The sequence below is a fragment of the Micromonospora sp. DT15 genome (assembly GCF_049841475.1).
GTDB lineage: Bacteria > Actinomycetota > Actinomycetes > Mycobacteriales > Micromonosporaceae > Micromonospora.
Genome location: NZ_JBNCKJ010000013.1, coordinates 216,119 through 231,303, shown reverse-complemented (window position 1 = coordinate 231,303; position 15,185 = coordinate 216,119). Strand labels below are relative to the sequence as shown.

The window sequence follows — 15,185 nt, the reverse complement described above, 5'->3', positions numbered from 1 at the left end:
CGACACGCTCACGTATCGGCAAAAGTCGACGTGCAACTTGCATGAAGCACGTCCCTGATGCACTCTGTCCGTATGGCACGGATCACTCAGCGTCTCCGTTCGGTCCCTCGGAGTGGTGACCCCACCGCTTCGGGGAAACCGGGCACGACGCGGGCCCGGCCGACGACAACGCGACCTGCTCCGGGGTAAGGACCCCGCCGCTGCAAGCCGGCAAGCTGCGGCGGCGGGCGCGTTCCCGGAAGCAACCGGGTGGTGGTCGGGTGACGGCACGTCACCAGCGGGGTACGGCCCGACCACTGCCATCCGCACCACCGGTTCACGAGGCACGACCCCGTCACCGGCCGAGACGTCCCCCGTTCAGGCACCGCCGGCGCAATCGCCGGCCGATCCTCCCCAGGAGCCCATGTGCTTCCCCGCACCGGTGACGTACTGCATGTGACACGCGCGGCGAGTGTCCAGTTCCTCAGGCCGATCAAGTTCCGGGTGATCCGGGTCCTCGACTGGCCGACCTATGACGGCTGGCTGTGGCTCGACGGCTACGAGTTGAACACCGCGGGTGACGCTGTCACCCGACGGTCGATCTTCGTCCAGCGGGAAGGGTTGCAGCAACTGCAGGCCGCCCCCGAACCCCGTCCGCACACCGTGCGGGCCCGCCGCCCGGTCGCGCGTACCCCGCTCCGGGTGGGCTGACCGACCCGAACCGCCGCCGGTGGGCGTGCCATCGCCATAGAATCGGTACGCCCACCCCGGCACGTTCCACCCGCTCGTCCAGGACCCTGACCCTGGGATGGTCATGGTCAATCAGCCCGCCCTGCGGCGGCACCACCGCTCTCTTATCGCCTATGCCTTCGGACTCCTCGCCCTCCTCGGGGCGATGGCGACACTCCTGGTCCTCGCCCGCGACCCGGCTATGTCGTCCACCCGGCTGACCGCACCGGTGCCCGCACCGGAGATCACCGTGCTCGACTCCGACCCGCCGACGGGCGACGGTCAGTCGGTCTACGAGAAACCCGGCTGGACCGAAACCGACACCGACTCCCCGGCCGACCAGGCTGGTGGTACCGACCGGACCGGGCCGGTGTCCGGGCTGGGTGCCGGCGGCCAGTCCGACGGCCGTCAGGAACTCACCGAGGCCGCTCCGGCTGGGCACAGCGCCACGGACATCCGCCATTCCCTCTTCTGGTCCGGCATCTTCGGCCTCGCCATCTCGCTGGCCGGCATCGGCCTCGTCGGCACCCGCCGCCGGATGTGGTGACCAGCGGTCACGACGTGCTCGTCACAGTGGGGCTCGGTGTGGTCGGGCTCGCCCCGGTCGAGGGCTGAGCCTGGGAGATGATCAACAACACCTCGTCGTCGGTGGACACCGACGTGCCGGCGTCCGGCTCGGTGCCCACCACGGTCCCGGGTGGCAACTCCGACGGGCGGTACACCACCCGGTAGGTCAGACCGAGCCGAGCCAACAGCCCTTCGGCGGTGGCCTGCGGCAGGCCGGCGAGCGGTGGCACCGGCAGCTCGTCCGGCGCTTCCGTGGTCGGCGAGCTGCTCGGCGACTCACTGGTGGGCGCCGCCGACGTGGGGGCTGCGCTGGTCGGCAGGGCGCTGGGGGCACTGGTCGGCGGAGGCGACGGGGTGGGCCCGCGATCGTCCCGGTCGTCGTCCTGCTGGGCGAGCACCACCCAGAGCGCGCCCCCGAGCAGGCCGGCGAGCAGCAGCGCCAGTACGCCCCAGAGGATCGGCGACCACCACCGCCGACCACCCTGCTCCTCGACGTACCACTCACCGCCGGCGTCATCTGGTCGGGGCGAGCGCACCTCGGCCCGGCCGGACCAGGCCGGCGGTATCGGCGCCGTCCGGTCGGCCGGCGGGCCCGGCCGGGTGCCGGCAGACCGGTCGATCGGCATTGTCTCGTCGGCCGGCGGGCCCGGCCGGGTGCCGGCGGACCGGTCGATCGGCATTGTCTGGTCGGGCGAAGGATCGGGACGAGCCGGGACGGTCCGGTCGATCGGTGCCGTCTCGTCCGGTCCGTCGGCGGCGGGCCCGGTCGGGGCCGGCCGATCAGCGGCGGAGGGCAGGGGTCGGGTCCGGTCGTCGTCGTGCTCGTCGGCGGGAGGCTCCTGGCGGTCGTCGCTCATCGCACGTCCTTTCCCGAACCCGGACGGGCGTCATGGCCCTCGACCGCCAACCTAGTCGCCCACACCGCCATCGGTGGGGATCAGCGTGCCGAGCCGCGCCGGCTGTCGGCGAGACAGGACGCGGTACGAGGCGCGAACCCGCCGGCCTGGAATCAGGGAGTGGGTTTCGGGGTCGGCTGGCCGTCGGAGCCACACCAGATGCTGACCTGGTCGTTCCACCGGGCCGGGCCGTCCTCGGCGGGCTCCTGCCGGCTGACCTTTCCAGTACGTCCGCTGAGGTAGCGCGGGTAGAGGCCCTCGTCGACCAACTCGTCGGCGGCGTCGGCGCAACTCTCGCCGACAACGTCCGGCACCTCGGCGGCCGGCGCCGGCCCGGCAACCTGTAGTTGCACAGTCGTCCCCCGGGCGACCTCGGTGCCCACGTCCGGTGTGGTGCTCTCGACCGTACGGCCGACGCCGCCACCGAAGACCAGCCGCCAACCGAGCCGCTGCTTGCGCAGCGCCTCCCGGGCCTGCTCGAAGTCGGTGCCGATCACCGGCGGCACGGTCAGGCCGGCTGCCTTGGTCGGGGCGGCGGAGGTCTGGACCGCCGACGGTGTCGGTCGGCCGCTGCTCGGCCGGGGTGCGGTGGGCCGGGTGGTCGACGCGCCAGCCGTGGTCGCAACGGCCAGCGGGTCACCAGAGGATGCGTCGTCCTCACCGGCGAGCAACCAGCCGCCGGTCGCACCCACGGCGGCGAGCAGCACCGCTGCCAACCCACCGCCGAGCACAACGCTGGCCCGGCCCGCACCGCCACCGGCGGCATTCTGCTGGCCCGTGTTCGTGTCCGTCATAACGCCCACCGCCTCATCACCGGCGACCGTACCGCCCGCCGCCCAACCCGCCCGCACCGGCGGTCCACACCGGCGGGTCTCTGCGACTCGCCGCGCCGACGACGGGACGTTACGCTGCCCGGCATGGCCAGACAGGGCTGGGGAGTATCGATCGCGACGGCGATCGGGGTCGCTGCCGGCGCGGGTGCCGCACAACTGGGCTTCGGCTACGGGCTCGGCGTCATCACCTGGACGCCCACCGATGCCGGTGCGACCGACACAGCCTGGGCGGACGGCCTCGCCTGGGCCACCTGGCTCGCCGCCAGTTCGACGGTCCTCGGCGCGGTCTGCGCGCAGCGGCTTCACCAACGCAACGCCCCGGCGAAGACAGTGACCCTTCCGGAAACCTCGCCAGACGGTGCTGCCCCTCAGGAGGGCCTGCAGCTCGACGAACGGCGGCCGGAGCACGACAGCCCGGTCGACGGGCCTTCACCGGTCGTCGACACCGCCCGCCCGGAGGGGGCGGGCACGCCACCAACGGCGGCCGACACGCCGGTCAACGACCGGGGCGGCCTGCTGCGCCGGGTGGCTGTGGCGCTTGGCGCCGGGCTGGGCGGTCTGGTCACCGTCCTGTTGATCGCGGTACCCGCACGGGTCGCGACCGGCGCGGACACCGGCGCCCCGCAACGCACGGCCGCCGTACAGGCGACGCTGGGCATCCTGATCGGCGTACTCGTCGCGATCTGGGCGCTTCGCTCCCGAGCCGCCGCGATCAACGTGACAGCGACGGCCGCCTGGCTCTGGCTGCTCGCGGTGATCTCCGTCATCGACGGGGTACGCGTCGGACGAGGGCTGACCGGCGCGCAGCTCGGTACCTGGCAGTTCGACCCGGACCACGCCCGGTACTGGATCGGGGGCCAGATCTACTGGCCCGGTGCGCTGCTGGCACTGGTGCCCGCGCTGCTGATCGGCGTACTGGCCGCTCGGCGGTCCGCCCGCTCGGGCGGACACCGCGTGGGTGCGGCGGCCTCCGGCGCGGCGGGCCCGGTGCTCGTCGCGCTCGCGTACCTGACCACCCTGCCGCACTGGTCGACGCTGGGCCCCGCGCAGCTGTCCACCCAACTGATCGCCCCGTACGCGGTGATCGCCGGTATCGGCGGCTCGGTGCTGGCCGCCCGCCTCGGCGAGCGCAGCGAACGGAACCGCCCGGCCGAACAGAGCCGCCCGGCCCGGCCGAGTGCTGTGCCTCGGGACACGGTGACCGACCCGGCCCCGGTGACCGGGACCGAGCCCGCGCCGCCGGTCTCCGGCGCGACGGCCGAACCCACTGCGTCAACTGCCGGAGCCTCGGCCTCGACGGTTGGCACCACGGGGCGCCGCAGGAAAGTCAGCGTGCCGTCGCAGATGCCCAGGACGGGCTCGCTGCCGGGCGAAGCCACCGCCGCACCGCAGGTGCCCGCTCCGCGTACGGATCCCGACCGCTCGGATCCGACCCCTCCCACCGAAGCCACGACGAAGGACACGGCCCCGAGCAGCCGCCGCACCCGCGCAGCCCGCCGCCCCACCATCGACTAACCCCACCCGGCCGCCCCAGCCCGGCCGCCCCAGCCCGGCCGCCCCAGCCCGCCCTCACCCTGTTGATCATGAAGTTATTGCCAACTCGCTCGGCGTGTCATGGCAACAACTTCATGATCAACGCGCCTTCGAGGGGGGTGGGGGTGGGTGCGGGGGTGCAGGGGGTTAGGTGGTTGGCCAGGTGTGGACGGGTTCGTTGGTGCGCTGGAGTTCGGCGTAGCGCTGGACCATGTGGTGCAGCGCGGCAGGCCGGTCCATGCCGTGGCGCCGCTCCGCCGCCCAGACCGCCTCGGTCTGCCAGACGGCGCCGTTGCGGCCGGTACGGCAGCGCTGCTCGATGATGTCGAGCAGCCGGTCCCGCTGCGCCGGGGCGACGCCGAACCCGTCCAGGCCGGTGGCGGCGGTGGGCAGTAGCTGGTCCAGGACCAGCTTGGTGACCGGCACGTCGCCGAGCCCGGGCCAGTGCAGCACGGCGTCGAGGCCACGTCGGGCGGCGGCGTGGAAGTTCTCCTCGGCGGAGCTGAAGGTGAGTTGGCTCCAGATCGGGCGGTCGGCCTCGGCCAGGCCGCGTACCAGCCCGAAGTAGAAGGCCGCGTTGGCCAACATGTCCACCACGGTCGGGCCGGCCGGCAGCACCCGGTTCTCCACCCGCAGATGGGGTCGGCCGTTCATGATGTCGTAGACGGGACGGTTCCACCGGTAGACCGTGCCGTTGTGCAGCCGCAACTCCCCGAGCTGTGGCACACCGCCAGCGTGCAGGACCTCCACCGGGTCCTCGTCCTCGCAGATCGGCAGCAGCGGCGGGAAGTACCGGACGTTCTCCTCGAACAGGTCGAAGATCGAGGTGATCCATCGTTCGCCGAACCACACCCGCGGCCGTACGCCCTGGGCCTTCAGCTCGTCGGGACGGGTGTCGGTGGCCTGCTGGAACAGGGCGATCCGCGTTTCGGCCCACAGTTGGCGGCCGTACAGGAAGGGGCTGTTCGCACCGACCGCCACCTGCACACCCGCGATGGCCTGGGACGCGTTCCAGTAGTCGGCGAAGCTGTCCGGGGCGACCTGGAGGTGGAACTGGAGGCTCGTGCAGGCGGCCTCGGGGGCGATCGAGTCGGTGTGCGTGCGCAACTGCTCGACGCCACGGATGTCCAGCTCGATGTCCTCGCCCCGGGCGCCGACGATCTGGTCGTTGAGCACCCGGTAACGCTCGTTGGTGGAGAGGTTGTCCTCGACCAGGTGCCCCTCGGTGAGGGTGGGCAGGATGCCGACCAGGACGATCTTCGCGTCGGATCTGGCGGCACGCTCGTCGGCCCGGGAGAGGCTGCCGCGCAGGTCGTGCTCGTAGTCGGCGAAGCCGTTGCCCTCGATGAGTCGGGGTTCGGCGTTCAGTTCCAGGTTGAACTGCCCCAACTCGGTCTGGAAGAGGGGGTCCGCGATGTCGGCGAGGATCTCCTCGTTGCGCATCGCCGGCTCGGCGGCCGAGTCGACCAGGTTGAGCTCGATCTCCAGACCCGTCATCGGCCGGTCGGCGTCGAAGCCGAAGTCGTCCAGCATCAGGGCGAAGACGTCCAGGCACCGCCGCACCTTCTGCCGATATCGGACGCGATCATCCCGGGTGAAGGCGCCCTCTGAGACGTCCCTGCCCATGTGTCCTCCCGACGGCCGGCGCGGTCGGGATCATCCCGTCCCGGAAGCGCTTTGTGAAGCATCCACGGTAAGAGCGCCCACCTGACCGGGGCCAGAGGCCGACGGCGGTGATCCGACGTCGACCGGGGCGGACGCGCTCGTGGCGCCATCTGTACCCCGTGGTCGACCGAGTGGACCCGAAAGCGGTGAGAACAACCCGTGACAATTACCACCGCCAGTGGGAACGACGCAGGGCCCGCGCCGACGTGCGGCGCGGGCCCTGCGTACCGGATCGCCGGGAGGATTCCCCTGGCCCTCCGGCGATCCCCGGGGATCAGGCCTGGCGTACGGCCTCGCCCTCGATCTCAATCTTGATCTTGCGGCTGACCAGCACGCCCCCGGTCTCCAGGGCGACGTTCCAGGTCAGGCCGAACTCCTCGCGGTCGATCTCGGTGCTCGCGGAGAAGCCGAAGATGTCCTGGCCGAACGGGCTGCGGCCGACACCCTCGAACTCCACCTCCAGCTCGACCGGACGGGTGACGTCCTTGATGGTCAGCTCACCGGTGAGCACGAACTCGCTGCCGCTACGGGACTTGACCCCGGTGCTGCGGAACTCGAGCGTCGGGAACTTCTCGGCGTCCAGGAACTCGGGGCTGCGCAGGTGCGCGTCCCGGTCGGCCTGGGTGGTGTCGACGCTGGCGGCCTGAATGGTGGCGACGACCGACGACTGCAGCGGGTCCTCGGCGACGGTGATGGTGGCGGTCGCGTCGTTGAACTCACCGCGAACCTTGCTCACCATCATGTGCCGGGCAACGAAGCCGACCCGCTTGTGCGCCACGTCGAGCGCGTAGGTGCCGGCCGTCGGGATGGTGAGGCCGTCCCAGTCGCGGGTAACCGTCTCGATGCTGCTGGTCATGCTGCTGTCCTCCAGGGGATTGTTTAATAGCCCAACGACTGCCTGAGCAACTATAACCGCAACAATATTCCCCGTGTCAAGCACTGGTATGATGAACGGGTGACCAACGTCTTCGACGATCCCCGGATCACCGCCGTCGGCCTGCTCTTCGAGGCACACGCCGGGCTGTCCGCCCGGTTCAACGCTCAACTCGAGGAGCACGGCCTCTCCGCGGTCGAGTTCGAGGTCATCACGCGACTGGCCCGCTCGCCGGGCAACCAACTACGCATGACCGACCTTGCCGCACAGACCTCCCTGTCGACAAGCGGAGTGACCCGGGTCGTGGACCGGATGGAGCGCGACGGGTTGCTGACCCGCCGGGCCTGCCCGAACGACCGCCGCAGCTCGTACGCGGTGGTCACCGCCTCCGGGATGCAACGCCTCAACGAGACGCTGCCCGGGCACCTGCAAATGATCGAGCAGTGGTTCACCGGGCAACTCGACCCAGAGGCGCTGGTGGCACTCCTCGACGGGTTGCGCCGCGTCCGTGACGCCGCTCATCCGTGCGCAACCGCCGGCAGTGACGACGTCAGCCCGGAGCAGGCCGCCGCCACCGACGACGCCACCCGACGGCGCTGATCACCACTCGCCGTCGGGCGGTGGCAGCGGCAGAAAGACCGGCAGAACTGATCCAGCCAAGCTGGAGAATTCGGTCCAAGCCGACTTTCTGCCACCCCATCGGTGGCAGGCTTCGGGCACCGGGGATCACCGGGGGGTGACGGCGCGGGCGATCAGCGAGGGGTAGCACCAAAGGGGGCTCTTCGCCCGCGCCACTCTCCCGTCGCGATCCGCTCGGGGACAGCGCAGGGCTCGATCCGCGTAGGGACAGCGCAGGGCTACTGAGCCGGTCCACCCCGGGCGGCGATCAGCGCGTAGAGCAGTCCCGACTCCTGCGGCAACAGCCGGATGCCGCTCTCCACACAGACCCGGTCCAATCGATCGAGCACCGACGGGTCCGCAGTGCTCGCAGCCAGCCCCACCAGCGCCTCCACCACGTCGCGGCGATCCTGCCCCGCATGGTCGGCGGCAGCCGCGAACCACTCGGCAGCCAACTCCCGGTCCCCCCGATGCAGCGCCAGGTTCCCCTCGATCAGCGCACAGAGCCCGGCCTCCGGGCCACCCCAGACCAGCGCCGAGTCGTCCGAGCGCGGTCGCGGCACGGTCCGCGCCGGCAGCGCCTCCCCGCCCCCGGCGCGCAACTCGGTCAGCACCGCTGTCGCCTCCGCGGCCCGCCCGTCCTGGGCGAGCGCCAGCCCGACGGTCCCGAGCACCCGACGGCGACGCCCGGGATCACCCAGCTCGGACAGGGCAGCGATCGCTCGCCGACCACGGTCGATGGCGTCCGCGTACCAGCCCTCCAGTCGGGCGACCTCGGCTCGATTGGCCCAGCCCAGCACCCGCAGTCGCTGCTCCCCACTCTCGGCGGCGAGTCGGTCCACCGCGGCGAGTCGGCGGCGGGCCGCAGCCAGATCGCCCGCCCGGATCTCGTGCCAGGCGAGGCTGTTCTGGGCCACCGCCAGGTCCCGGGTCCGCCCGTTGCGGGCGGCCAACCGCAGCAGGGCCTCGGCCTGCTCGCGAGCCTCGTCCTGCCGCCGGACGGAGATCAGCAGGGTGCCCAGCACGTTTCGCGCCTCCAACTCCCCTGTGACGTCGCCGGCCTGCCGGAAGGTGTCCAACGCCGCACGGGCCGTCGACAACTCCTCGGCACCGGCGCCGTGCTCTGCGGCCAGCCGGGCGACGCCGAGGGCAGCCCAGCCACGCAGGAGAGGATCGGCGTCGGTGGTCCGCGGGTCCGCCAGCAGCCGCCGCAGCCACTGCCGCCCGACGACGTCGCGTCCACGGAACCGCCACCAGCGGGTCAGGCAGGCCGCCAGCCGCAGCGCTGTCAACGGGTCGTCGGTGGCCGCGTGGGCCAACGACGAGCTGATGTCGCTGCTCATCTCGTCCAGCCGGTGCACCGCGTCGGGTAGCCGTGGGCCGATCAGGTCACTGGCGGTACGGGCCACCAGGCGCGCGATGACTTCCGCGTGTCGACGCCGGATGCAGGTCAGCTCACCTCCGCCGGCCGCCTGCTCGACGGCGTAGTCCCGGACCGCGTCGAGCAGCCGGAACCGGAACGACCCGGTTCCGCGTACGCTCAGCAGCCCCAACTCGACGAAGCGGTCCAACAGTGGAACCGGGTCGATCGCCACGGTGCCGTCCCGGTCGGCCTCGTCGACGAGCATCTCCTCGGCCAACTCGACCGACCAGCGGTTACCGAAGACGGCCAGTTGCCGCAGCGCGGCCTGTTCGTCAGACGCCAACAGGCGGTAGCTGAACGCCACCGCGTCCCGCAGGGTGACGGCGACCGCCACCGCCGCACTGGTGTCGGGTCCGCTCGTCCGGCTGCCGAGCGCCTCCGGTGCGTCCCAGGCCGGGTGGGCGGACGCGTCCGCGGGGGTGGCCAGGTCGAGCACCCGGTCGCCGTACCTGTCGAGCAGTTCGGTGAGGTCGAGGAGACGGCCCCGGGCGGCCATCAGCTCGATGGCCAACGGCAGCCCGCCCAACCGGCGCACCAACGCGGCGAGCGCCGGCAGCTCAGCGGGGGTGGGCGGCTCTCGGCGGACCTGAGCGAGCCGGGCGGTGAACAACGCGACAGCCGGCCACGATTCGAGTCCGGAGTGCTCAGCCTCCGGTGGTGGTACGTCGAGTGGCGCGACCGGCCAGACCCGCTCGCCGGGCAACCCGACCGGGTGCCGCCCGGTGACCAGCACCCGCAGCGAGGGCAGCGCTCCGAGCAACCGGTGCACTGTCGCGGCCACCGGGCCGGGCGCGCGCTCCACAGCGTCCATCACCAGCAGCGTCGGCCGCCCGGCGAGCAGCGCCACGAGTTCGGACAGGCGCGCCACGCCGAGCACGGACATCGAGGCGGCGAGCACGTCCGGACCGTCGGCGCCCTCGCCCACCAGCACCCCGGCAACACCGGCCGGGTGAGCGGCGGCCACCAGGTGCGCCACCGACGTCGCCAGGGCGGTCTTGCCGACGCCGGCCAAGCCGACGAGGCTCACCAACCGGGGTCCCCGCTCCGCGGTCAGCATTTCGGCCAGCTCGGTGAGGTCGCGCTCCCGGCCGATCAACTCCACCGGCGGCGGAAGCGTGACCGACCTGTCGGCGAGGGCGGCGGCCGACGTGGCGTTGCCGCCGACCGCCAGCGCCGTCGACGTGGCGTCCGGCGAGGCCGGTTCGGCACCGGCCCCGCGGGCAGCGGCCAGGAACGCCGCCCGGCTGGTGCCGGTCAGCGCCAGTGCCCCGGCGAGCAGTTCCACAGTGGTGCGTTGTGGCCGGTTCGACCGGCCACGCTCCAGGTCACGGACCGTCCGCACACCCACCCCGGCCCGGGACGCCAGCTCGGCCTGGGTGAGGCCGGCGGCGCGTCGATGCCCGCGGAGCAGCTCCGGCAAGGTGGTACGTCCAGCCGGGCTCCGCGACCATTCATGATCCGGAGTCATGGGCTCGAAGAGTACGGATGGACTACGACCGTCGGCAGTCGAACGTCGGGCTACTGACGCCCGCTCGCCGAAACCCGACAGCCGTACGGACAGCCCGTCCGGGGCGACCGGCCGATCAGCTCGGCCTGGCCGCTCAGAGGCCCAGATCCCGAGCGATGATCATCCGCTGCACCTCGCTGGTGCCCTCGCCGATCTCCAGGATCTTGGAGTCCCGCCAGAACCGGGCCACCGGGTACTCGTTCATGAAGCCGTACCCGCCGTGGATCTGGGTGGCCTCCCGGGCGTTGTCCACGGCGATCGTGCTGGCGTGCAGTTTGGCGATGGCGGCCTGCCGCTTGAACGGCTCGCCGGCCAGCATCCGTGCGGCGGCGTCGTAGTACGCCAGGCGAGCGGTGTGCGCCTTCAGCTCCATGTCGGCGATCTTGAACTGGATGGCCTGGTTGGCGCCGATCGGCTGACCGAAGGCGTGCCGCTCCTTCGCATACTTGATCGACTCGTCGACACAGCCTTGCGCGAGGCCGACGGCGAGCGCGGCGATCGCAATCCGGCCCTCGTCGAGGATCCGCAGGAACTGCGCGAAACCCCGACCCCGGGCGCCGAGCAGGTTGGCGGCCGGCACCCGGCAGTCGTCGAAGGTCAGCTCGTGGGTGTCCGACGCGGTCCAGCCCACCTTGGAGTAGCCGGGCGCGACGGCGAACCCGGGCGTTCCGGTGGGCACGATGATCGTCGACAGCTCCTTGGAGCCGTCCGGATTCGTGCCGGTCACCGCGGTGACGGTGACCATGGCGGTGATGTCGGTACCCGAGTTGGTGATGAACGCCTTCGAGCCGTTGATCACCCACTCGTCGCCGTCCAGCACTGCCCGGGTCTGCGTGCCGGCGGCGTCCGAGCCGGTGCCGGGCTCGGTGAGACCGAAGCCGGCCAGCGCCTCACCGCTGAGCAGCCGGGGCAGCCAGGTCGCCTTCTGCTCCTCGGTGCCGAAGCGGTAGATCGGCATCGCGCCCAGCGAGACCGCCGCCTCCAGGGTGATGGCCACGCTGGAGTCGACCCGGGCCAACTCCTCCAGGGCCAGGCAGAGCGCGAAGTAGTCGCCGCCCATGCCGCCGTGTTCCTCGGCGAAGGGCAGACCGAACAGGCCCATCTTGCCCATCTGCCGGACCACCTCGTACGGGAAGGTGTGCTGCTCGTAGTGCTCGGCGATGACCGGGGCGATCACCTCGCGGGCGAATTCCCGCACGCTCTCGCGCAGCGCCGCTTGTTCGTCGGTGAGCCGGAAGTCCATCTCATCCTCCTGTAAGGACGGTCCGCCCCGGCGCTCGTGACGCCGAAGGCGGGTCGCTGTGCGGGCCCAAGTCGATGGTCAGACCGGGGTGACGCCGTGCCGACGGCGGGAGAAGTGCCGATCCTTGGTACGCGCCGCCGCGAATCGACGGACCAGCTCAGTGCGTAGGTCCTGCGGCTCCACGATGGCGTCCACCACCAGCTCGCTGGCCAACCGGACGACGTCGATGTCCTGCTCGTACTCGGCCCGCTTGGCGGCGACGAAGGCCGCCCGCTCGTCCTCGTCGGCAATGGCGGCGATCTTGTTGGCGTAGACCGCGTTCACGGCGGCCTCGGCGCCCATCACGGCGATCTTCGCGGTCGGCAGCGCGATCGTGGCGTCCGGCTCGAACCCGGGCCCGGCCATCGCGTAGAGACCGGCGCCGTACGCCTTGCGGACCACCACGCAGATCTTCGGGACCGTCGCCTCGGAGATCGCGGTGATCATCTTGGCGCCGTGCCGGATGATGCCCTGCTTCTCCACCGCGCTGCCGACCATGAAGCCGGGCACGTCGCTGAGGAACAGCAGCGGCACGTTGAACGCGTCGCAGAGCTGCACGAACCGGGTGGCCTTGTCGGCCGAGTCGACGAAGAGCACACCGCCCTTGAACATCGAGTTGTTGCCGACCACACCGACGACCTGGCCGTCGAGGCGGCCGAAGCCGATGGTCAGCTCCTTGGCCCAGAGCGCCTGGATCTCGAAGAACGACCCCTCGTCGAGCAGGCCCTTGACGTACCGCCGCATGTCGAACGCCTGTCGCTCACTGGCCGGCACCAAGGCGGCCAGGTCGGCCTTCGCGGGCGCGGCGACCGCCGGTGCGGTCGGCGGCGTCTGCGTCCAGTTCGCCGGCAGGTACGACAGGTAGGTCTTCACGACGTCGAGCGCGTCGGCCTCGGTCTTGCAGAGGAAGTGCCCCACGCCGGATTCGGCGGTGTGCACCTTCGCCCCGCCCATCGCCTCCAGGGTGGTCTTCTCGCCGGTGACCATCTCGACCATCCGGTCGGAGCCGAGGTACATGCTGGCGTTGCCGTCGACCAGCGCCACCACGTCGCAGAACGCCGGGATGTACGCACCACCGGCGGCGCTCGGGCCGAACAGCGCGCAGACCTGTGGGATCGAGCCGGAGGCACGGACCTGGTTCCAGAAGATCTTGCCGGCGCCACGCCGACCGGGGAAGAGATCGACCTGGTCGGTGATCCGGGCGCCGGCCGAGTCGACCAGGTAGACCATCGGCACGCCGGCGCCGTACGCCCGCTCGATGATCCTGATGATCTTCTCGACGGTGCGGGCGCCCCAGCTGCCGGCCTTGACCGTGGAGTCGTTGGCCATCAGACAGACCTGTCGGCCGTCGATGGTGGCGGTGCCGGTCACCACGCCGTCGGCGGGCAGCCCTTCGGCCATCGTGTTGGCATAGAGGCCGTCCTCGACGAACGAGCCCTCGTCGACCAGGAGCGCTACCCGTTCACGGGCGAAGAGCTTGCCCTTGGCCGCGTTGGCCGCGTGGTACTTGTCCGCGCCGCCGGACCGGGCCCGCTTGCGCAGCTGCTCCAGTGCCTCACCGTCGAGCGTCACGCCGACTCCTCCGCCATACTGACCTGAACGATCGTTAGGCTAGCGCATCGGCGCGGTTGTCGGCGACCTACGAGCGAACCAGACAGTTGAGCCGAGAGCAAGACATTGAAAAACGTGAATACATATCGCTAGGCTCCTGACACCCCTTCTTTCAGATCGGAGTCAGCGATGACCTCACGACTCAACCGGCTCGCCGTCGCGTTGCTCGCGACGACACTCGCCACCCTCGGCATCACGGTCGCCAACCCGTCGCCCGCGTCCGCCGCCATGACCATCTGCTACAACACCAGCCAGGCGGGCAGCTACGCCAGCGTCGCCAACCAGGCCGCCTCGATCTGGAACAACGCCACAGTCAACCTGACACTCTCCGCCAACTGCGGCTCCAACCTGCGCATCTACCGGATCACCGGCGGCGGCTCGTACGCCCAGCGGACCAGCCTCGGCAACGGCCGGGTCTACATCGACACCCAGCAGGCCGCCCAGTACAGCGTGCTGCGGATCATGACCCACGAGATCGGGCACATCCTCGGCCTGCCGGACAACTACAACGGGAACTGCTCGCTGCTGATGTCCGGCGGCAGCGCCGGCACCAGCTGCACCAACGCCTACCCGAGCACCGCCGAGGCGAACCGGGTCAGCAGCCTCTTCGCCGGCACGTTCAGCGCCACCGACCGCAGCGCGGACATCTTCCGCGACAGCTGGCCGAGCGCGCTCACCACGGTGAACTGACCGAACCCGCCAAAAAACGGAGGGGCCGGCGCGTGCGCCGGCCCCTCCGTCGCGTCCTCAGCTCGGCAGCGGCGTCAGCCGGGTACGCGGACCGGCCCGCAACACACCCGACGGCAGCTTCTTGCCGAGCAACGCCTCGGCCAACTCCGCCACCTCGATGAGCGCCGGCAGGTCGATGCCGGTGTCGATGCCCATGTCGTGCAGCATGTGCACGGCCTCCTCGGTGGCCAGGTTGCCGCTCGCCCCCGGCGCGTACGGGCAGCCACCGAGGCCACCGACGCTCGCGTCGAACTCGGTCACCCCCAGCTCCAGCGCGGTCAGCAGGTTGGCCAGCGCCGTACCCCGGGTGTTGTGGAAGTGCAGCAGGACCGGCACGTGCGCGTTGCCGTCGCGTACCGCGGTCAGCAGCTCACGGACCCGACGTGGGGTGCCCATGCCGGTGGTGTCGCCGAACGCGACCCGGTCCGCGCCGTCGCGGACTACCCGGTCCACGATCCCGGCCACCCGCTGCGGATCGATGTCCCCCTCGTACGGGCAGCCGAAGCTGGTCGCCACGATCACCTCGACCCGCGCCGACGCGCCGTGCAGCAGGTCGATCAGCTCGGCGATGTCGTCCAACGACTCGTCAGTGGACCGGTTGACGTTGCGCCGGTTGTGCGTGTCACTGGCCGAGACCACCACCTCGATCTCGGTGAATCCGGCGGCCAGGGCCCGCTGGGCGCCCCGGGTGTTCGGCACCAGCGCGGAGTACCGCACCCCGTCGGCCTTCACCGCCCGCTGCCACACCTCGTCGGCGTCGGCCATCTGCGGAATCGCCCTCGGGTGCACGAACGACACCGCCTCGATTCGGCGTACGCCGGTGCCGGAGAGGGCGTCGAGCAGCCGCACCTTGGCGTCGGTCGGGATCGGGTCCTCGTTCTGCAACCCGTCGCGCGGCCCGACCTCGCGGATCGAGACGAAATCTGGCAGGTCCGCCAT

General features: G+C 71.2%; 13 protein-coding genes. 5 read left to right on the top strand and 8 right to left on the bottom strand.

Translation table 11 applies throughout. The annotated features are described in order from the left end of the window. The first annotated feature begins 405 nt into the window (after positions 1-405). Both ACLQ3F_RS26765 and ACLQ3F_RS26760 read left to right on the top strand, forming a co-directional pair. Entirely contained in the window at positions 406-690 is a 285-nt protein-coding gene (locus tag ACLQ3F_RS26765; protein ID WP_355004603.1) for a hypothetical protein, read from the top strand. Positions 691-793: 103 nt separating this feature from the next. Beyond that, on the top strand, positions 794-1,255 hold the full coding sequence (locus ACLQ3F_RS26760) for a hypothetical protein (protein ID WP_425852100.1): 462 nt from the start codon (positions 794-796) through the stop codon (positions 1,253-1,255). Between the two features lie 7 nt (positions 1,256-1,262). On the opposite strand, the gene ACLQ3F_RS26755 is transcribed toward ACLQ3F_RS26760, so the two are convergent. Together ACLQ3F_RS26755 and ACLQ3F_RS26750 are read right to left on the bottom strand one after the other, a co-directional pair. Then, positions 1,263-2,132, bottom strand: coding sequence for a PASTA domain-containing protein (locus tag ACLQ3F_RS26755; protein WP_425852099.1), 870 nt, complete (start codon positions 2,130-2,132; stop codon positions 1,263-1,265). A gap of 152 nt (positions 2,133-2,284) precedes the next feature. Then, positions 2,285-2,965, bottom strand: a complete 681-nt coding sequence (locus ACLQ3F_RS26750; protein ID WP_357194777.1) for a PASTA domain-containing protein — start codon at positions 2,963-2,965, stop codon at positions 2,285-2,287. Between the two features lie 123 nt (positions 2,966-3,088). Here ACLQ3F_RS26750 and ACLQ3F_RS26745 point away from each other — a divergent pair, with 123 nt between their 5' ends. Then, entirely contained in the window at positions 3,089-4,519 is a 1,431-nt protein-coding gene (locus ACLQ3F_RS26745) for a hypothetical protein (protein ID WP_425852097.1), read from the top strand. A 165-nt stretch (positions 4,520-4,684) separates the two neighbouring features. On the opposite strand, the gene ACLQ3F_RS26740 is transcribed toward ACLQ3F_RS26745, so the two are convergent. Both ACLQ3F_RS26740 and ACLQ3F_RS26735 read right to left on the bottom strand, forming a co-directional pair. Beyond that, positions 4,685-6,163, bottom strand: a complete 1,479-nt coding sequence (locus ACLQ3F_RS26740; RefSeq protein WP_355004598.1) for a glutamate--cysteine ligase — start codon at positions 6,161-6,163, stop codon at positions 4,685-4,687. A gap of 313 nt (positions 6,164-6,476) precedes the next feature. Beyond that, on the bottom strand, positions 6,477-7,058 hold the full coding sequence (locus tag ACLQ3F_RS26735; protein ID WP_357194768.1) for a YceI family protein: 582 nt from the start codon (positions 7,056-7,058) through the stop codon (positions 6,477-6,479). 99 nt (positions 7,059-7,157) lie between these two features. On the opposite strand from ACLQ3F_RS26735, the gene ACLQ3F_RS26730 reads away from it, so the two are divergent. Beyond that, positions 7,158-7,676, top strand: a complete 519-nt coding sequence (locus tag ACLQ3F_RS26730) for a MarR family winged helix-turn-helix transcriptional regulator (protein WP_393218615.1) — start codon at positions 7,158-7,160, stop codon at positions 7,674-7,676. 257 nt (positions 7,677-7,933) lie between these two features. Here the strand turns inward: ACLQ3F_RS26730 and ACLQ3F_RS26725 are convergent, their stop codons facing one another. The 3 genes from ACLQ3F_RS26725 to ACLQ3F_RS26715 form a co-directional block, all read right to left on the bottom strand. Beyond that, positions 7,934-10,585: an ATP-binding protein gene (locus ACLQ3F_RS26725; RefSeq protein WP_425852095.1), complete on the bottom strand. Its 2,652-nt coding sequence runs from the start codon at positions 10,583-10,585 to the stop codon at positions 7,934-7,936. 133 nt (positions 10,586-10,718) lie between these two features. After that, a complete protein-coding gene (locus ACLQ3F_RS26720) occupies positions 10,719-11,867 on the bottom strand; it encodes an acyl-CoA dehydrogenase family protein (protein WP_357360887.1) in 1,149 nt (382 codons plus the stop codon). Between the two features lie 78 nt (positions 11,868-11,945). After that, entirely contained in the window at positions 11,946-13,478 is a 1,533-nt protein-coding gene (locus ACLQ3F_RS26715; protein WP_425852094.1) for an acyl-CoA carboxylase subunit beta, read from the bottom strand. A 168-nt stretch (positions 13,479-13,646) separates the two neighbouring features. Between ACLQ3F_RS26715 and ACLQ3F_RS26710 the strand changes: the two genes are divergently transcribed. Further along, complete coding sequence (locus ACLQ3F_RS26710; protein WP_357194758.1) at positions 13,647-14,207, top strand: snapalysin family zinc-dependent metalloprotease; 561 nt, start codon at positions 13,647-13,649, stop codon at positions 14,205-14,207. A 57-nt stretch (positions 14,208-14,264) separates the two neighbouring features. Here ACLQ3F_RS26710 and ACLQ3F_RS26705 read toward each other — a convergent pair whose 3' ends face one another. Then, positions 14,265-15,185 (bottom strand): hydroxymethylglutaryl-CoA lyase, encoded by a 921-nt coding sequence (locus ACLQ3F_RS26705; RefSeq protein WP_425852092.1) that lies wholly within the window; start codon positions 15,183-15,185, stop codon positions 14,265-14,267.

Coding starts and splice junctions, on each gene's coding strand:
- ACLQ3F_RS26760 (WP_425852100.1), top strand. CDS start 794: ATGGTCAATCAGCCCGCCCTGCGGCGGCACCACCGCTCTCTTATCGCC.
- ACLQ3F_RS26720 (WP_357360887.1), bottom strand. CDS start 11,867: ATGGACTTCCGGCTCACCGACGAACAAGCGGCGCTGCGCGAGAGCGTG.
- ACLQ3F_RS26755 (WP_425852099.1), bottom strand. CDS start 2,132: ATGAGCGACGACCGCCAGGAGCCTCCCGCCGACGAGCACGACGACGAC.
- ACLQ3F_RS26735 (WP_357194768.1), bottom strand. CDS start 7,058: ATGACCAGCAGCATCGAGACGGTTACCCGCGACTGGGACGGCCTCACC.
- ACLQ3F_RS26710 (WP_357194758.1), top strand. CDS start 13,647: ATGACCTCACGACTCAACCGGCTCGCCGTCGCGTTGCTCGCGACGACA.
- ACLQ3F_RS26725 (WP_425852095.1), bottom strand. CDS start 10,585: ATGACTCCGGATCATGAATGGTCGCGGAGCCCGGCTGGACGTACCACC.
- ACLQ3F_RS26750 (WP_357194777.1), bottom strand. CDS start 2,965: ATGACGGACACGAACACGGGCCAGCAGAATGCCGCCGGTGGCGGTGCG.
- ACLQ3F_RS26740 (WP_355004598.1), bottom strand. CDS start 6,163: ATGGGCAGGGACGTCTCAGAGGGCGCCTTCACCCGGGATGATCGCGTC.
- ACLQ3F_RS26705 (WP_425852092.1), bottom strand. CDS start 15,185: ATGGCGGACCTGCCAGATTTCGTCTCGATCCGCGAGGTCGGGCCGCGC.
- ACLQ3F_RS26745 (WP_425852097.1), top strand. CDS start 3,089: ATGGCCAGACAGGGCTGGGGAGTATCGATCGCGACGGCGATCGGGGTC.